Origin of the sequence: Arthrobacter sp. FW306-05-C, from assembly GCF_021801725.1 — a bacterium.
Taxonomy (GTDB): domain Bacteria; phylum Actinomycetota; class Actinomycetes; order Actinomycetales; family Micrococcaceae; genus Arthrobacter.
This window is the reverse complement of the sequence record NZ_CP084556.1, coordinates 1,584,178-1,600,595: the sequence shown is the minus strand read 5'-3', so window position 1 is coordinate 1,600,595 and position 16,418 is coordinate 1,584,178. Positions and strand designations below refer to the sequence as shown.

Annotated in this window: 13 protein-coding genes, 1 tRNA gene and 1 pseudogene; 7 read left to right on the top strand and 8 right to left on the bottom strand. The window is 66.1% G+C overall.

Annotated features, from left to right (window positions below):
• The first annotated feature begins 79 nt into the window (after positions 1 to 79).
• The 3 genes and pseudogenes from LFT44_RS07385 to LFT44_RS07375 all read left to right on the top strand — a co-directional run bounded on the left by LFT44_RS07385 (position 80) and on the right by LFT44_RS07375 (position 2,223).
• A pseudogene (locus tag LFT44_RS07385) lies at positions 80 to 867 on the top strand (alpha/beta hydrolase).
• On the top strand, positions 864 to 1,670 hold the full coding sequence (locus tag LFT44_RS07380; protein WP_236802006.1) for an alpha/beta hydrolase: 807 nt from the start codon (positions 864 to 866) through the stop codon (positions 1,668 to 1,670). The pseudogene LFT44_RS07385 and the gene LFT44_RS07380 overlap by 4 nt, the downstream one beginning before the upstream one ends.
• Positions 1,657 to 2,223 carry a hypothetical protein gene (locus LFT44_RS07375; RefSeq protein WP_236802005.1) on the top strand — a complete coding sequence of 189 codons (567 nt, stop codon included), beginning with the start codon at positions 1,657 to 1,659 and terminating at the stop codon, positions 2,221 to 2,223. The genes LFT44_RS07380 and LFT44_RS07375 overlap by 14 nt, the downstream gene beginning before the upstream one ends.
• Positions 2,224 to 2,299: 76 nt before the next feature.
• On the opposite strand, the gene LFT44_RS07370 is transcribed toward LFT44_RS07375, so the two are convergent.
• The gene (locus tag LFT44_RS07370) at positions 2,300 to 3,388 is read right to left on the bottom strand and encodes an ROK family glucokinase (RefSeq protein ID WP_236802004.1); all 1,089 of its coding nucleotides are present in this window, start codon (positions 3,386 to 3,388) and stop codon (positions 2,300 to 2,302) included.
• A gap of 170 nt (positions 3,389 to 3,558) precedes the next feature.
• On the opposite strand from LFT44_RS07370, the gene LFT44_RS07365 reads away from it, so the two are divergent.
• Positions 3,559 to 5,367 (top strand): AMP-dependent synthetase/ligase, encoded by a 1,809-nt coding sequence (locus tag LFT44_RS07365; protein ID WP_236802003.1) that lies wholly within the window; start codon positions 3,559 to 3,561, stop codon positions 5,365 to 5,367.
• Positions 5,368 to 5,427: 60 nt separating this feature from the next.
• On the opposite strand, the gene LFT44_RS07360 is transcribed toward LFT44_RS07365, so the two are convergent.
• Positions 5,428 to 8,826: a pyruvate carboxylase gene (locus LFT44_RS07360; RefSeq protein WP_236802002.1), complete on the bottom strand. Its 3,399-nt coding sequence runs from the start codon at positions 8,824 to 8,826 to the stop codon at positions 5,428 to 5,430.
• A gap of 302 nt (positions 8,827 to 9,128) precedes the next feature.
• Here LFT44_RS07360 and LFT44_RS07355 point away from each other — a divergent pair, with 302 nt between their 5' ends.
• Positions 9,129 to 9,947, top strand: a complete 819-nt coding sequence (locus tag LFT44_RS07355) for a ParA family protein (RefSeq protein WP_236802001.1) — start codon at positions 9,129 to 9,131, stop codon at positions 9,945 to 9,947.
• A gap of 97 nt (positions 9,948 to 10,044) precedes the next feature.
• Here the strand turns inward: LFT44_RS07355 and LFT44_RS07350 are convergent, their stop codons facing one another.
• From LFT44_RS07350 to gcvH, 5 genes are all read right to left on the bottom strand, one after another.
• Positions 10,045 to 10,638: a MerR family transcriptional regulator gene (locus tag LFT44_RS07350; protein WP_142134380.1), complete on the bottom strand. Its 594-nt coding sequence runs from the start codon at positions 10,636 to 10,638 to the stop codon at positions 10,045 to 10,047.
• Positions 10,639 to 10,871: 233 nt separating this feature from the next.
• Positions 10,872 to 11,375 (bottom strand): bifunctional nuclease family protein, encoded by a 504-nt coding sequence (locus tag LFT44_RS07345; RefSeq protein ID WP_056331728.1) that lies wholly within the window; start codon positions 11,373 to 11,375, stop codon positions 10,872 to 10,874.
• Entirely contained in the window at positions 11,375 to 12,091 is a 717-nt protein-coding gene (ftsR, locus tag LFT44_RS07340; RefSeq protein WP_018763526.1) for a transcriptional regulator FtsR, read from the bottom strand. The genes LFT44_RS07345 and ftsR overlap by 1 nt, the downstream gene beginning before the upstream one ends.
• A gap of 23 nt (positions 12,092 to 12,114) precedes the next feature.
• Positions 12,115 to 12,591, bottom strand: coding sequence for an FHA domain-containing protein (locus tag LFT44_RS07335; RefSeq protein WP_236802000.1), 477 nt, complete (start codon positions 12,589 to 12,591; stop codon positions 12,115 to 12,117).
• 157 nt (positions 12,592 to 12,748) lie between these two features.
• On the bottom strand, positions 12,749 to 13,135 hold the full coding sequence (gene gcvH / locus LFT44_RS07330; RefSeq protein ID WP_018763524.1) for a glycine cleavage system protein GcvH: 387 nt from the start codon (positions 13,133 to 13,135) through the stop codon (positions 12,749 to 12,751).
• Positions 13,136 to 13,302: 167 nt separating this feature from the next.
• Here gcvH and LFT44_RS07325 point away from each other — a divergent pair, with 167 nt between their 5' ends.
• Positions 13,303 to 14,172, top strand: a complete 870-nt coding sequence (locus LFT44_RS07325) for an Fpg/Nei family DNA glycosylase (protein ID WP_236801999.1) — start codon at positions 13,303 to 13,305, stop codon at positions 14,170 to 14,172.
• A gap of 115 nt (positions 14,173 to 14,287) precedes the next feature.
• On the top strand, positions 14,288 to 16,069 hold the full coding sequence (locus LFT44_RS07320) for a polysaccharide deacetylase family protein (protein WP_236801998.1): 1,782 nt from the start codon (positions 14,288 to 14,290) through the stop codon (positions 16,067 to 16,069).
• Between the two features lie 184 nt (positions 16,070 to 16,253).
• Here the strand turns inward: LFT44_RS07320 and LFT44_RS07315 are convergent.
• Positions 16,254 to 16,327 (bottom strand) — tRNA-Pro (locus LFT44_RS07315).
• Between the last annotated feature and the right edge of the window lie 91 nt (positions 16,328 to 16,418).

Sequence of the window (16,418 nt, the reverse complement as noted above, 5' to 3'; positions counted from 1 at the left end):
CCCCGCGTCGGGCCTGGCCAGCGATTCAATGCAACCCTACTCTAGTGAGATTTGGGTGGAACAGTGACACGATGGAGTCATGACTGAAAGCAGCATTCCGCCCCGTCCGGCCGCTTTCAGCTATCCAGGCCACGGTGTTAATGCCCGCATCGGGGTGGCCCTGTGCCATGGATTTACGGGCAGCCCGCTGAGCATCATGCCGTGGGCGCAGCACCTTGCGGACTTGGGGTACGCCGTCACCGTCCCCCTTCTCCCGGGGCACGGTACGGACTGGCGCCAGCTCGCCTCGACTGGCTGGAAGGACTGGTACCGCAGCTACGAAAAGGCCTTCCTCGACCTCGCCGGCCGGACGGACGCCTGCTTCACCGCCGGCCTGTCGATGGGCGGGGCCATCGCACTGCTTGCCGCTGCCCGCCATCCAGTGGCCGGGGTCAGCGTGGTGAACCCGGGCTTGAGCTTCTACGACTGGCGGGTGCGGATCATCGGCCTGCTTAAATATGTCCAGCGCACCACCGTTCCCCTCCAGGAGGACCAGACCGGCGCCCCCGCAACCGATGACGGCGACTACTCTCTGACTCCGCTGTCCGCGGTGCACGAGCTGAAGAAACTGTTCCGCGCAGCCGTGCGCGGCCTGCCCAGCGTGAATGCTCCCGTCCAGGTTTTCAAGTCGCGCACCGATGCCGTGGTGCCGCCCACCTCCCTGCCCTGCTGCGGAAGGGGTTGGGCGCGAACCTCGCGGCGGTGGAAGAGCTTGCCAGCAGCGGACATGTGGCTACTCTGGACGTTGACGCGCCCGCCATCTTCGCGGGGTCGGACGAATTCTTCGCCGCCCATGCCCGCCGCACCACTACTTTGGAGACGCCATGACGTCCGGTCCGGACCACAGCCCGTTCAGCAGCGCCTTCAGCGGAGAAGGGCCGCGAACGGGAGTAGTGCTGTCCCACGGCTTCACGGGAAGCCCGCATGGCCTTCGCGCCTGGGCCCTGGCATTCGCCGCTGCCGGCTTCGCCGTCAGGATGCCTTTGCTGCCCGGGCATGGGACCACGTGGCAGGATCTTGCACGCACCCGGTGGCAGCAATGGCACGGCGCCCTGGATGATGCCTTCCTGGAACTGGATGCTGAATGCGACCAGGTTTTCGCGGCCGGCCTGAGCATGGGCGGCGCCCTCGCCCTGCGCCTTGCCGCCACCCGCCCCGTGGCCGGTGTGCTGCTGGTGAACCCAGGCCTGGTGATTGACGATCCCAGGGCACCGTTGGCCGGACTGCTCAAACTGGTGCTGAAGAGTACCCCGTCCATCGGCAACGACATCCTGAAAGCGGGCATGGATGAAGGCGCCTACGCCCGTACGCCCGTGGCCGCGGCCCATGAACTGAACAAAATGTTCAAGGACACCGTCCGGCTCCTTCCCCGGGTCACGGCGCCCGTCCAGGTTTACCGGTCCACCGTGGACCATGTCGTGTCCGACTCCAGCATGGACGTCCTGCGGCGCGGGCTGGTACACGCTCCCCTGGAGGTGGTCCGGCTCGAGAACAGCTACCACGTGGCCACCCTGGACAACGACGCCGACCGCATCTTCGAGGGTTCGGTGGACTTTATCCGGCGCGTGCTGAAGCAAACGACGGCCAGCCCTGCAGGATCAGGACAGGAGGTGCGCGGTGAACAGGCCTGACTCGGAACAGCCTGACCAGGGGGCCAACCAGGACGACGCCGTATGGCTGGACCTGGTGGCACGGCTTGAGTCAGACACGGTGGCAATACGCCCCGACACCCCGGGCGCCGGGGAAAAGCCGGCCACCGGGACGGAAGCTGGCCCGGAAACACCGGGGGCTCCCTCCTTCCGCGACTTCGATCCGTTGGGTCTGGCGGGGACTGCCCCTGCCGAGCCGTCCCCGGCGGAACGCCAGGCGGGGGCAGGAGGGGAGGACGGCCAGGGTGCAGGCGGGGCCCCGGAGGGTCCCCGGGACTATGAGGTGGACGATGGCGACGAAGAGTTCGTGCCGGAGGAACCGCCCAGCCTGGCCGGCACCGAGCCGCTGACCATGCTGGCCTGGCTCGGTGCCGTGGGCGGCCCCGTGGCGCTGCTGTTGTCGGCGATGTTCTGGCGCACGGCGCCCCTGCTGGCCATCGTCGGCATCGTTGCCGCGTTCGTCCTTGGGACGGTGTACCTGATCATGAAGCTGCCGCAGGAAAAGAACGGGGACGACGACGGCGCCAGGGTGTAGCGCCCCCGGGCCCGCCGTCGTCGTCGACTAAGTCGTGGTCAACGAAGTCGTCGCCCGCCGTGTCAGCAGGCGGTGGTCAGCTGCGGACGCGGCTGCTGACCCGCGAAAGGTCCGCCGCCCCAATGAGCCCCGCGCTAGGGCCCAGTGCAGCAAGCTCGATTCCGGCAGCCGGGCGGAAGCCACGGCCCGTCAGGTTCCGGGCGAAGGCTTTGCGGGCGGGTTCCACCAGCAGGTCGCCAGCTGAGCAGAGGCCGCCGCCGATCACGAAGAGGCCCGGATCCAGGGCTGCCGCCAGATTGGCGAGCCCAAGTCCAAGCCATTCGCCGACTTCCTCGATCAGCTCGCGGGAGGCGCGGTCGCCGGCCAGTGCCAGCTCGGTGACGATGGCGCCGGTAATGGCTTCCGGATGTCCATGCACCGCTGCCAGCAGGTCCTGCGCCACCGGGGAGTTGGACCGGGCCAGCAGCCTCGCTTCGCGGCCCAGGGCATTGCCCGACGCATACTGTTCCCAACATCCGCGGTTGCCGCATTCGCACCTGTGGCCGCCCGGCATGATGATTTGGTGGCCGAACTCCCCTGCCACGCCGAACCGGCCGCGCTCCACCCTGCCGTCCATCACCATTGCACCGCCAATACCGGTGCCCAGCGTGATGCAGACCAGACGGTCCTCTCCTTGGCCGGCGCCGAAGCGCCACTCAGCCCAGGCTGCCGCATCGGCGTCGTTGGTCAGGAGTACCGGCCGGCGGAGGAGCCGCTGGAGGTTTGCACGCAGCGGCTCGTTGCGCCAGGCCAGGTGCGGGCTGAAGAGGACGGTGCCGCCGGCCAGGTCCATCCACCCGGCGGCGCCGATGCCCACCGACCAGATGCGGTGCCCCTGGCTGAGCTCCTCCACCAGTTCCACGATGACCTGTTCGACAGCACGGGGATCCGTCCCGGGGGTGGAGCGGCGGGCTTCACTAAGGATCCGGCCTTCGGCGTCCACCACGCCCGCGGCTACCTTCGTTCCCCCAATATCTATCCCGATGGCCAATCCCTTGCGGCCCAGGCGAAGATGTCCACCGGTCCCGCCATGGAGCTGTCCGGCACGGTAGCTGGCGGGACGGCGGCGCCAGGGGGCGGGTCTTTTCAGGGGGCCGGCCTGATCGCCGGGCAACGGTCCGTACATAGTCCACCATTCTAAGCGGGCGGCAAGATTGTCTTGACATATAGCGCACACAGGACGTGCATTGACGGCTAAGTTACTCGCCAGTAGGTTTATATACTGCACTGTTCCGTCCGGGGTATTAGTCTTTAGGCAACCCCCTGCGCGGGACTTCAGATATCAAAGGAGCTATAGTGCGCGAATTCAGTGTTCCGCCCCTGGTTGTTGTCCCGCCGGAAACCAACATCACCGACCTGGTGTTGCGGCAGGCGGCCAAGCCCAGCAACCCGGCACTGTTTTCCCGCCTCGACCCGGCGGGTTCTTGGCGCAACGTCCCCGCCACGGAGTTCCTCGCTGACGTCAGGGCGCTTGCCAAGGGCCTGATCGCCAGCGGAGTGGGCGCCGGGGACCGGGTGGGCATCATGTCCCGCACCCGCTACGAGTGGTCCCTGGTGGACTTCTCCATCTGGTTCGCCGGTGCGGTTTCTGTTCCCATCTATGAGACCTCATCCCCCTCCCAGGTCGCCTGGAACCTTGGGGACTCCGGTGCCGTTGCCGCTTTCGGCGAATCCGCCCACCACGAGAACGTCATCCGCCAGGCCGTCACCGCCGAGGGCCTCACAGCGGTGCAGCACGTGTGGCAGCTCGAGGGGACGGGCCTGGACAGCCTCCGCGAAGCAGGCCGCGATGTCAGCGACGAAGAGCTCGAGTCCCGCCGCAGCGGAGCAGGACTCCACGACGTGGCCACCATCATCTACACCTCCGGAACCACGGGACGGCCCAAGGGCTGCGAGCTCACGCACGGCAACTTCGTGGAACTGTCGGACAACGCCTTGGCCATCATCGGCGAAATTGTCCACGAGAACGCCAAAACCATCATGTTCCTGCCCCTGGCCCATGTGTTCGCCCGATTCATCTCGGTCCTGGCCATGGCAGCCGGAACCACGGTGGCCCACACCCCGGATATCAAAAACCTCCTGGCCGACCTGCAGAGCTACGAACCGACATTCATCCTGGCCGTGCCCCGGGTCTTCGAGAAGGTTTACAATTCCGCGCTGACCAAAGCCGAGGACGGCGGCAAGGGCGCCATCTTCCACCGCGCCGCCGAAACCGCCATCGCCTTCTCCAAGGCGCGGCAGGACGGACGGGTGGGGCTGGGCCTGAAGCTGCGGCATGCGCTGTTTGACAAGCTGGTTTACGGCAAGCTGCGTGCCGCCATGGGTGGACACGTGGCACACGCGGTGTCCGGCGGCGGCCCCCTGGGCGAGCGGCTGGGGCACTTCTTCCAGGGCATCGGCCTGCAGGTGCTGGAAGGCTACGGCCTCACCGAAACCACCGCCCCCATCACCGTGAACACCCCATCGCGGATCAAGATCGGCTCGGTGGGCAAGCCGCTGCCGGGTAACGCAGTGAAGATTGCCGACGACGGCGAAATCCTGGCCAAGGGAGTCTGCGTCATGCGGGGCTACTACCAGCGGGATGACCTTACCGCGGAAGCCTTCACTGACGGCTGGTTCCATACCGGGGACATCGGCCGGCTGGATGACGAGGGTTTCGTCTGGATCACCGGCCGCAAGAAGGAAATCATCGTCACGGCCGGCGGCAAGAACGTCATTCCCGCCCTGCTCGAAGACCAGATCCGGGCTGACGCCTTGGTGTCGCAGGTGCTGGTGGTAGGGGATAACAGGCCCTTCATCGGGGCCCTGGTCACCCTGGACCAGGAAGCCCTGCCGGGCTGGCTCCAGCGCCACAGCCTTCCCGCAGACACCACGCTGGAGCAGGCAGCACAAAACCCCGTGGTTAAGGCTGCAGTCCAGGACCTGATCACCGCAGCCAACACGTCAGTTTCCCAGGCTGAGGCCATCAAGTCCTTCCGCATCGTCCCCGCCGACTTCACCGAAGCCTCCGGCCACCTGACCCCATCCATGAAGGTGAAGAGGGCCCAGGTAATGAAGGACTTCGAAACGGTCATCGAAGAGATGTACTCCGCCCCGCGTCCCTGATCACAACAACGAAAGGGTCCTCCCGCCTTGGGAGGACCCTTTCGTTGTGTCTGGAACTTCTTACTGCTCGATGACGAGGAGCAGGTCTCCACCCTGGACCTGCTCGACGGCGGAGATGGCGAGGCGGGAAACCTTGCCGCCTACCGGCGTCGTGATGGATGCTTCCATCTTCATGGCCTCGATGGTCGCCACGGTGTCACCTGCGTTGACCGTGTCCCCGGGCTTGACCGTGACGGTAACGGCGCCGGCGAACGGTGCGGCCACCTGGCCGGGCTGGGCGGGGTCGGCCTTTTCGGCGGCCTTGACGTTGCTCACCACGGACCGGTCACGCACCACCACGGGGCGGGACTGGCCGTTGAGGGTGCACATGACGGTGCGCATCCCCTTTTCGTCCGGCTCCGAGACGGCTTCCAGGGAGGCGATGAGGCGGACACCGCGCTCCAGCTGGATCTCGTGCTCGGTGCCGCGCTGGAGGCCGTACAGGTAGTCACGGGTATCCAGGACGGAGATGTTGCCGTACGTCTCCACGCTCTTCAGGTAGTCCTTGGTGGGGCCGTCGAAGAGCAGCCGGTTCAGCGTGTGCTGGCGGGTCTTCGAATCGGACTTCAACGCGGCGCTGTCCTCGGCGCTCAGCTCGACGTCGCGCACCTTCACGCTCCTGCCCTGCAGGGCCTTGGTGCGGAAGGGCTCGGGCCAGCCTCCGGGAGGATCACCGAGCTCGCCGGAGAGGAAGCCGATGACTGAGTCGGGAATGTCGTAGTTCTGCGGGTTCGCTTCAAAGTCCGCAGGATCGGCGTTGAGGCCCACCAGGTGCAGGGCGAGGTCACCCACCACCTTGGAGGACGGCGTGACCTTCACCAGGTGGCCCAGGATGCGGTCGGCGGCGGTGTACATGTCCTCGATCGCTTCAAACCGCTCCCCCAGGCCCAGGGCCATGGCCTGCTGGCGCAGGTTGGACAGCTGGCCGCCCGGGATCTCGTGCTTGTACACCCGGCCAGTGGGGCCGGGCAGGCCCGACTCGAAGGGGGCATAGACGCGTCGGACCGCTTCCCAGTACGGCTCGAGCGAGCTGACGGCGTCCAGGTTGAGGCCGGTATCGCGCGGCGTGTGGGCCAGGGCAGCAACAAGGGCCGACGCCGACACTTGGCTGGTGGTGCCGGCCAGCGATGCGGAGGCCACGTCCACGGCATCCACGCCGGCGTCGACAGCAGCCAGCAGGGTGGCCAGCTGGCCGCCCGCGGTGTCGTGGGTGTGCAGGTGGACCGGCAGGTCGAAGCGCTCACGGAGCGCCGCAACGAGCTTCGCAGCGGCAGCGGGGCGCAGCAGCCCGGCCATGTCCTTGATGGCCAGGATGTGGGCCCCGGCGTCGACGATCTTCTGCGCCAGCCCAAGGTAGTAGTCCAGATTGTAGAGCTTCTCTTCCGGGTCCAGCAGGTTGCCCGTGTAGCACAGCGCCACTTCCGCCACGGCGGTGCCGGTGGCACGGACTGCGCGGATGGCTGGAGCCATCTGGTTGACGTCGTTCAGGGCGTCGAAGATGCGGAAGATGTCGATGCCGGTGGCGGCGGCCTCGTTGACGAAGGCCTCCGTGACTTCTTCCGGGTACGGCGTGTAGCCCACCGTGTTGCGGCCGCGCAGCAGCATCTGGATGCAGACGTTGGGCATGGCCTGGCGCAGGGCTGCCAGCCGGTCCCAGGGGTCCTCGCCCAGGAAGCGCAGCGCCACATCATAGGTGGCACCGCCCCACGCCTCGACGGACAGCAGCTGCGGCATGAGCGCCGTAACAGCGGGGCCCGCGGCTACGAGGTCGCGGGTGCGGACGCGGGTGGCCAGAAGGGACTGGTGCGCGTCGCGGAAAGTGGTATCGGTGACGGCGACGGCATTCTGCTCACGCAATGCCTTGGCGAAGCCTTCCGGCCCCAGTTCAAGGAGCTTCTGCCGTGAACCGGGTCCTGCCTCCCTGTCCTTGACGTCGGGCAGCTTGTGCGCGGGATCCGAATGCACGGTCAGGTCGCCGTTGGGCTTGTTCACGGTGACGTCGGCCAGCCAGGTGAGGAGCTTGGTGCCGCGGTCGGCGGATACCCGGGCCTTGAGCAGCTCCGGGCGCTGGTCGATGAAGTTGGTGGCCACATCTCCGGCGATGAAGTCGGGATCGTCCAGCACAGCCTGGAGGAAGGGGATGTTCGTGGAGACGCCACGGATGCGGAACTCGGCCAGGGCACGGCGGGCGCGGGCAACGGCAGTGGGGTAATCCCTGCCGCGGCAGGTGAGCTTCACCAGCATGGAGTCGAAGTGCGGGCTGATCTCGGCCCCGGAGTACACCGTGCCGCCGTCAAGCCGGACACCCGCGCCGCCGGCCGAGCGGTACCCGGTGATCTTTCCGACGTCGGGGCGGAAGCCGTTGGCGGGATCCTCCGTGGTGATGCGGCTCTGGAGGGCTGCGCCGCGAAGCCTGACCGTGTCCTGGGAGAGGCCAAGATCGGCGAGGGTCTCGCCGGAGGCGATCCGCATCTGGGCCTGGACCAGGTCCACGTCCGTGACTTCCTCGGTTACCGTATGCTCCACCTGGATGCGCGGGTTCATTTCGATGAAGACGTGCTGGCCGGCCCGCTCACCCTCGGTGTCGACGAGGAACTCGACCGTACCGGCGTTGACATACTTCAATGCCTGGGCGAACTTCACGGCGTCCCGGTAGAGGGCCTGCCGGATGTTGTCGTCCAGGTTGGGGGCGGGAGCGATCTCGATGACCTTCTGGTGCCGCCGCTGGATGGAACAGTCACGCTCGAACAGGTGCATGACGTTGCCTTCGGCGTCCGCCAGGATCTGCACTTCGATGTGCCTCGGCCGGAGGACTGCCTGCTCAAGAAACATGGTGGGGTCACCGAAGGCGGCGTCGGCTTCGCGCATGGCTGACTGCAGGGCTTCGGGCAGGGCCTCGCGGGTATCCACCCGGCGCATGCCCCGGCCACCGCCGCCGGCAACGGCCTTGGCGAAGATTGGGAAGCCGATCTCATCGGCCGCAGCAAGGAGCTCATCCAAGTCCTTGGACGGCTCGCTGGACTTCAGGACCGGCACGCCGGCCTCGCGGGCGGCCTTCAGCGCTGCCACCTTGTTGCCCGCAAGCTCCAGCACTTCGGCGGGCGGCCCCACGAACGTGATGCCGGCCTCCTTTGCCGCGCGTGCCAGCTCCGGGTTTTCCGAGAGGAAGCCGTAGCCCGGGTAGATGGCGTCAGCTCCGGACTCCTTGGCGACCCGTACCACCTCCGCCACGTCAAGGTATGCCCGGACGGGGTGTCCCTCCTGGCCAATCAGGTAGGCCTCGTCCGCTTTCTGGCGGTGAATTGAGTTTCGGTCCTCTTGGGGAAAAACGGCAACGGTCTTGGCGCCCAGCTCGTAGCCGGCGCGGAAGGCCCTGATCGCGATTTCACCGCGGTTGGCCACCAGAACTTTGGAAAACATACTTCTCCTGCATCATTGCTGGGTGGATCGATGAGTGGTCACAGTGTCTAGGACCTACAAGGACAAACACAAATCTTTGTGGTCACGGTCACAGAATTTCCCGTCATGTCCCGAACGCTTTCAGCCTGGCTGGCGGAAACCGCCCCGGCAGCACAGTCGGTGGCATGCCGACGCCCGTTAAAGCAGGATTCGCCGACGCATCAACATATGATGAGTAGGGCGGCAGGACCGCCCGGCTTCGGCTCTGCCGAGGCAAACATTACTCCCAACACGGCATCCGGCGTTAGGTTTTGGTCTCTCAAGTGCAAGTAGTCAGCATCAGCAGCCTCAAGGGTGGAGTCGGTAAGACTTCCGTCACCACAGGATTGGCGTCTGCGGCGCTGGCCGCGGGAGTACGCACGCTGGTGGTGGACCTCGATCCGCATGCCGACGCCACCACCGCCCTGGGCGTCCAGCCGGGCGACCAGTTGGATATTGGCAGGATGCTCAAGAGCCCCCGCAGGGCAAAACTGGCGGAGAACGTGGTCCGCAGCAGCTGGGCTGACCGAACCCCCACGAACGGTTCCGGGCCCGCCGTCCTGGATGTCGCCGTCGGCTCCGCCTACACCGGGATTTACGACCGGCCGGACCTGGGCCGCCGCGACCTCCGCCGGCTTTCCGCCGTGCTTGCCGGCGCCAACGACTACCAGCTGGTGCTGATCGACTGCCCGCCGTCCCTCAACGGCCTGACGCGCATGGCCTGGGCCGCCAGCGACAAGGTTGCCCTGGTTGCCGAACCCGGCCTGTTCTCGGTGGCCGGCACGGAACGCACCATGCGGGCAATCCAGCTCTTCAGGCAGGAGTTCGCCCCGAACCTGTCGCCGGCCGGGATCGTGGCAAACCGCGTCCGGAGCGGCTCGTCGGAGCACACCTACCGGCTTGCCGAAATGGAATCCATGTTTGGCGAACTCCTCCTGAGCCCGCGCATTCCGGAACAGGCCAACTGGCAGCAGATCCAAGGCGCCGCCCATCCCGTCCACCACTGGCCCGGGGATTCGGCCAAGTCCGCCGCCGGCCTGTTTGACGACCTTTTATCCAACCTGATGGCCTCCCGCAGCGGCCTGCGGAGCCGGGCCCGCTGAACCGCAGGCCGGCACAACCTCCCAGCGCACCCGACGCTTAAACGTCCAGGGGCCGTCCTCCAAATGGAGGACGGCCCCTGGTTCGTTGATCTACGGGTCAGCTGATCTTCCGCGCGGCCCTGCGCTTGCTGAGTTCATCGTCGGGAAAGGATTGCTCCGCGGCGTGTTCGCTGGGCAGCGAAGCCAGGCTGCCCTCCACCTCGCGCCATACGCGCCCAACCGCGATGCCGAAAACGCCCTGGCCGCCCTGGACCAGGTCTATGACCTCATCTGCAGACGTGCATTCGTAGACGCTGGCGCCGTCGCTCATGAGCGTGATCTGCGCAAGGTCCTCCACCCCGCGCTCGCGCAGGTGTTCCACGGCCGTACGGATCTGCTGCAGGGACACGCCAGTGTCGAGGAGCCGCTTGACCACCTTGAGCACCAGGATGTCGCGGAAGCCGTACAGCCGCTGGGATCCGGATCCTGCAGCGCCACGGACGGCCGGCTCCACCAGGCCGGTACGGGCCCAGTAATCGAGCTGGCGGTAGGTGATGCCTGCAGCCTTACAGGCAGTAGGCCCGCGGTAGCCTGCGTCTTCATCCAGTACCGGAAGGTCCTCGGTGAACAGGAGGCCCTGGGCACCACTTACGGGTACAGCAACGCCAGCCTTGGGCTGCTTTAGCCCGCCTGCTTCGCCTTTGGGACTCACCTGGATCCTCCTTGTCGTACGCTCCCTTGGTACTGATACGGCTGCATTGGCATGAAGACCATGCGTGTAATTTTTCCGCGGGGCGCACTTTCCAGTGTGACCTGCGCGGCTGCCGTAAGCAAGGAAACTTGATACTTCGACGTTAGGCCCGGCGGGTCCCGAGGTCAAAGACCTTCGGGGCTTGGAAGAGGCGTGTCGAAAGTTTCAGCCTTAACTTTAACCTTAACGTGACCTTAGCCGTCGAAATCCTCGGGTTCCACGTCGTCCAGGAACTCCCGGAAACGGCGCAGTTCGCGCTCCTCATCGACGGTGGGGCCGGGCTCGGCGTCCTCCCCCTCGTCATGTTCGGTGATGCGGACTCCCGCCTCATCCATCACCGAATCGGCGCACCAGATCCGGCACTTGGCGCGCAGTGCCACCGCAAGGGCGTCCGAAGCGCGCGAGCTGACCGTAGTTCCATTTTCGAACTGCAACTGCCCATAGAAGATGTTGTCCTCCACGGCCACGATGTTGACGCTGACCACAGAGTGGCCCAGGGACTCCACGACGTCCACGAGCAGGTCATGGGTCATGGGCCGGGGCGGGACCACGCCCTGCTGGGCAAGGGCGATGGCGCTGGCTTCCGGCGTGCCGATCCAGATGGGCACGTGGCGTTCGCCGTGCATCTCCTTGAGCAGGACCAGCGGCTGGTTGGAAGGCAGTTCGATGCGAACGCCAACAATCTCGACTTCGATCATCAGATGTCCATGCGTGAGATGTGGTCCTGCACCAGGGCCCTGTGCAGGGTGAGGCAGAGGTCGCTGATTTCGCGGGCAGCCTCCGCTGCCCGCGCCTGGGATGCCGAGTCCTTGCGGGAGGCAAGCGGCGCGACCGCACGTTCCACCAGGCCGAATTCCCGTTCGGCCGCCGCCTGGAACGGCCGCAAGTGCCGGGGTTCCAGGCCGTGGCTTTCCAGCTGGACACAGGCGCGGGCAACCTGGAGGGCGTGCTCGTCGAACTGGCCGTTGCTGTGGCTGATGAGGCCGAAACTCAAGAGTGACTGCAGCAGGGGAACGCTGGCTCCGGATTCGGTGCGGAGCTGCTCCTCACTGAGCTTCCGGCCGCGGTTCTGCAGCTCGGCAGCCAGTTCGTCGGAGACGATGCGTGGCGAAACCACGACGCCGGGCGGCAGGTTCTCCGGGCGCTCTCCCCTGTCGATGGCATCAAGGTAGTCCTTGATGACTTTCAGGGGCAGGTACTGGTCCCGCTGCAGGGCCAGCACAAAGCGCAGCCGCTCCACGTCGCCATCCGAATACTGACGGTAGCCGGCAGGAGTGCGCCGCGGGTTGATGAGTCCCTTTTCTTCAAGGAACCGGATCTTCGACGCGGTCATGCCCGGGAAGTCGGCGCTCAGCTGGGCGAGGACTTCGCCAATGTTGAGGACCTGGGGGCCCCGGCGTTCCGGTTGTGCCATTGCCACAGGCAGCGGTCCCCGGGTCAGCTGCGGCCTGCAGCCGTGGCAGGGCTCAGGTAGAAGGTGAGGCGGAACTTGCCGATCTGGACTTCGCTGCCGGACTTCAGCTCGACGCGGTCCACCCGGTCATGGTTGACGTAGGTGCCGTTGAGGCTGTTCTTGTCCACCACTTCGAAGCTGCGCGCGGTGCGCCGGAATTCGACGTGGCGGCGCGACACCGTGACGTCGTCCAGGAAGATGTCCGCATCCGGGTGGCGTCCTGCGGTGGTCACATCCGAGTCCAGCAGGAACCGGGCACCTGCGTTCGGACCGCTGTGGGCCACGAGCAGCGCCGAACCTGCGGGGAGCGCCTCAACGGAGTTGCGCTCGTCCGAGGACAGCCTGGGAGTGATGGTGGGTTCGTCGGTGACCGGGGTGAGATGGATCGAGGTGGTCTCCGACGCCCTAGCCGCACCCGTGCCGTAATCCCCATCGGCAGGGTTGTGTCTGTGGCCAGCCATGGATTCCTCCTCTTAGACGTTGCGGGCACCAAACCCGCAACCAACGTTTGCTCTGCCGGCCCTGCCAGCAGGTCCGGCACCGGCTCCCGTTCCCGGCTTTGACGTGCGGAGACGCATTGCCTGCGGCGCGGGGCCGGACCGGAATTACCGGTTAGCTTTAGCCTACCTGCTGTTCGTACTCGGATGCACTGAGCAAAGACTCAACGGCGTCAGGTTCGGCGAGTTTGACCTCGATGAGCCAGCCATCACCGTAGGGATCAGTGTTGATCAGTGCAGAATCGCTGTCCAGCGAGTCGTTCCGGGCCACGACTTCCCCGGAAACGGGCGCGTAAATATCGCTCACGCTCTTGGTGGACTCCACTTCGCCCACTACTTCGTTTGCCGTAATCTTTGTGCCCACTTCGGGCATCTGGGCGTAAACGACATCTCCAAGGGCGTCCTGGGCAAAGTCGGTGATTCCCACGCGGACCACGCCGTCGGCATTGGGGGCCGTGACCCACTCATGTTCCGCGGTGTAGGACAGGTCTTCGGGAATGTTGCTCATGGGGGGCCTTTCATCGGGGTACGCGCCAATGTCAAAAGGGGCCCGCAAAACGGGCCGCCGCTGAAAGTATAGGCATAACTGCCGGGGCCGGCACGGGGGCTTTCTGACAAGATGGGGCCATGAATGCAAGCATCGGTGCAGCACCCATGGAACCGGGCGGGTAGGCCATGCCGGAACTGCCTGAAGTCGCCGGCCTCGCCGGGTTTCTGGATGAACAACTGCGGGGCTGCGTGGTCACCAAACTGCAGATCGTCTCCTTTGCCGTGCTTAAGACGGCGGATCCGCCGTTCAACGCGATCGAGGGACGTACCGTGTCAGGCGTGCGGAGGTTCGGCAAGTTCATCAGCATCGACACGGATGGCATATCGCTGGTGTTCCACCTGGCGCGGGCAGGCTGGGTGCGTTTCACGGACTCCCCCGCCGACAGCCAGCTCCGAATGGGTAAAGGCCTCATAGCGGTGCGGTGTGCCTTCTCGGGCCCCGAGGGGCCCCGCGGGCTGGACCTGACCGAGGCGGGCACCAAGAAGAGCCTGGCCGTCTACGTGGTGCGGGATCCGCAGGAGGTGCCCGGCGTCGCCACGCTGGGGCCCGATCCTTTTACCGAGGCGTTCGACGCCGACATGCTGGCTGAGATCCTGGCCGGCAGTTCACAACAGATCAAGGGCCTCCTGCGCAGCCAGAGCGTCATTGCCGGCATCGGCAACGCCTACAGCGACGAAATCCTGCATGCCGCACGGATCTCGCCCTTTGCCACCGCAAAGTCCCTGGACCGGGACACCGTTCAAGTGCTGTACGACGCCATCCACAGCGTGTTGGGCGAGGCACTGGCAGAGGCCCGCGGCAAGCCTCCCAAGGACCTTAAGGACGTCAAGCGCAGCCACATGCGCGTGCACGCCCGTGCCGGCCAGCCCTGTCCTGTCTGCGGGGACACCGTCCGGGAGGTGTCGTTCGCGGACACGGCCCTGCAGTACTGCCCCACGTGCCAGACCAAAGGCAAGATTCTGGCTGACCGCAGGACATCGAAGTTCCTGAAATAGGAAGATCCGGCGCCCGAAGTTGCGATTCGGGACTTCCGGTCCTGCCCGGGTGCGCCCCTGGTGTGTAGCGTCTTGATCAAGGCTCAGAAGTCTCGATCAGCTCAAAGGGGCCACAATGCGCCGGTCTCGATTCGCCGTCCCCGGAATGGCCTTGGCCCTCGCCCTCGGCGGTGGTCTTGGGGGCACCGCATTGGCGCCGCCCGTTGCCGCCACGCCGGCAGTGGCTGCGCACCGGAGCCTTCCGGCTTCGATAGTCGCTGAGCAGGCCGGCGACGACGCGATCGCCCAGCACTATGAGCAGCTCGGCGGCAGCGCATCATTCCTCGGCGCGGCAATCGGCGGCACGTATGACATCGCTGGAGGTCGCGCCAAGGACTACACCGCCGGCACGGTCTACTGGAGCCCCGGCACCGGAGCACACGAGGTGCACGGGGCCATCCGCGGTGAATACCTCGCATTCGGCGGACCGGGCGGCTACTTGGGCTTCCCGCTCACCGACGAGACCGCCACTCCCGGCGGCAGTGGCCAATACAACGACTTCGAGCGCGGCACGGTCTACTGGAGCCCCGGCACCGGAGCACACGAGGTGCACGGGGCCATCCGCGGTGAATACCTCGCATTCGGCGGACCGGGCGGCTACCTGGGCTTCCCGCTCACCGACGAGACCGCCACTCCCGGCGGCAGTGGCCAATACAACGACTTCGAGCGCGGCACGGTCTACTGGAGCCCCGGCACGGGAGCACACGAGGTGCACGGGGCCATCCTCGGTGAATACCTCGCATTCGGCGGACCGGGCGGCTACCTGGGCTTCCCGCTCACCGACGAGACCGCCACTCCCGGCGGCAGTGGCCAATACAACGACTTCGAGCGCGGCACGGTCTACTGGAGCCCCGGCACCGGAGCACACGAGGTGCACGGGGCGATCCGAGGACGCTACCTCGAGCTCGGCGGGCCGTCTGGTGTTCTTGGATTCCCCGTGACGGACGAGACCGGCACCTCCGATGGGGTGGGCCGGTACAACCACTTCAGCGGCACGAACGCCGGCTCGTCGATCTTCTGGTCGCCCGCCACCGGAGCCCACGAGGTGTACGGGGCTATCCGGGCCCAGTGGGCAGTCCTGGGTTGGGAGCGCAGCCGGCTCTGCTACCCGACCAGCGGCGAGTACGGCATCACGGGCGGGCGCCGCAACGACTTCCAGCAGGGATCGATCCTGTGGCACGCAGCCAGTGGCAGGACCGAGGTCGTCTACACCAGCTTCCCGTCAGGGCTCCGGGGCGTGGACCTCGAGCGCATTCCGACCACGCAGAAGATTGCCGCGCTCACGTTCGACGCCGGGGCCAACGACGCCGCCCTCCGATCGATCCTCGCCACCCTCGCAGCCAATGGCGTCCCAGGTACGTTCTTCCTCACCGGAGACTGGGTCAACCAGTTCCCCTCCGACCCGGCGCTGATCTACAACGCGGGACATCGGATTGGAAATCACTCCATGACCCACCCAGACTTCACCACCCTGACCGACGCCCAGATCGCTGCCGAGATCAACAGCGCACAGAGGACCATCGAGGCTGCCGGAGGCGACCCCCTCCCGTTCTTCCGCTTCCCGTTTGGAGCCCGTGATGGCCGCACGATCACAGACGTCAACGCCGCAGGCTACGCGGCGATCCGGTGGACCGTCGATACCTTGGGCTGGCAAGGCACCATGAATGGAACGCGCGGTCCGGACTTCGTCGTGCAGCGTGTCATGGCATCCGCGCAGCCCGGGGAGATCATCCTGATGCACCTCGGCTCGAACCCCGACGACGGCTCAACACTCGACGCCGCGGCCCTCCCCCAGGTGATCTCCCAGCTCCGGGCGGCAGGCTACGGCTTCGTCACCCTGGATGCCGCCCTCGGCTAGCTGGCCCTGTGCCCGCCACGTCCGGCAAAGAACACCCCCACCCGGACAGATCACCCCCGGGTTCCAAGGTGCTTTGTCCGGTCGAGGGCGCTTTGTCCGGCGGAAGGTGCGCGGCCAAAAATGATTTCGAAGCCAAAAAAGCGGAAAGCGCCGGAGAAATTCTCCGGCGCTTTCCGCTCTTCGGTCGGGCTGACAGGATTTGAACCTGCGACCCCTTGACCCCCAGTCAAGTGCGCTACCAAGCTGCGCTACAGCCCGCTGGTTCCGCCGTTCTCCGCTGATCCCAACCCGAAGGTTTTCATCAGCAGTCCGGCCGAACCACCTAGAAGAGCTTACACGATCCGGAGGG

Coding starts and splice junctions, on each gene's coding strand:
- LFT44_RS07380 (WP_236802006.1), top strand. CDS start 864: ATGACGTCCGGTCCGGACCACAGCCCGTTCAGCAGCGCCTTCAGCGGA.
- LFT44_RS07370 (WP_236802004.1), bottom strand. CDS start 3,388: ATGTACGGACCGTTGCCCGGCGATCAGGCCGGCCCCCTGAAAAGACCC.
- LFT44_RS07360 (WP_236802002.1), bottom strand. CDS start 8,826: ATGTTTTCCAAAGTTCTGGTGGCCAACCGCGGTGAAATCGCGATCAGG.
- LFT44_RS07345 (WP_056331728.1), bottom strand. CDS start 11,375: ATGATCGAAGTCGAGATTGTTGGCGTTCGCATCGAACTGCCTTCCAAC.
- ftsR (WP_018763526.1), bottom strand. CDS start 12,091: ATGGCACAACCGGAACGCCGGGGCCCCCAGGTCCTCAACATTGGCGAA.
- LFT44_RS07335 (WP_236802000.1), bottom strand. CDS start 12,591: ATGGCTGGCCACAGACACAACCCTGCCGATGGGGATTACGGCACGGGT.
- gcvH (WP_018763524.1), bottom strand. CDS start 13,135: ATGAGCAACATTCCCGAAGACCTGTCCTACACCGCGGAACATGAGTGG.
- LFT44_RS07325 (WP_236801999.1), top strand. CDS start 13,303: ATGCCGGAACTGCCTGAAGTCGCCGGCCTCGCCGGGTTTCTGGATGAA.
- LFT44_RS07320 (WP_236801998.1), top strand. CDS start 14,288: ATGCGCCGGTCTCGATTCGCCGTCCCCGGAATGGCCTTGGCCCTCGCC.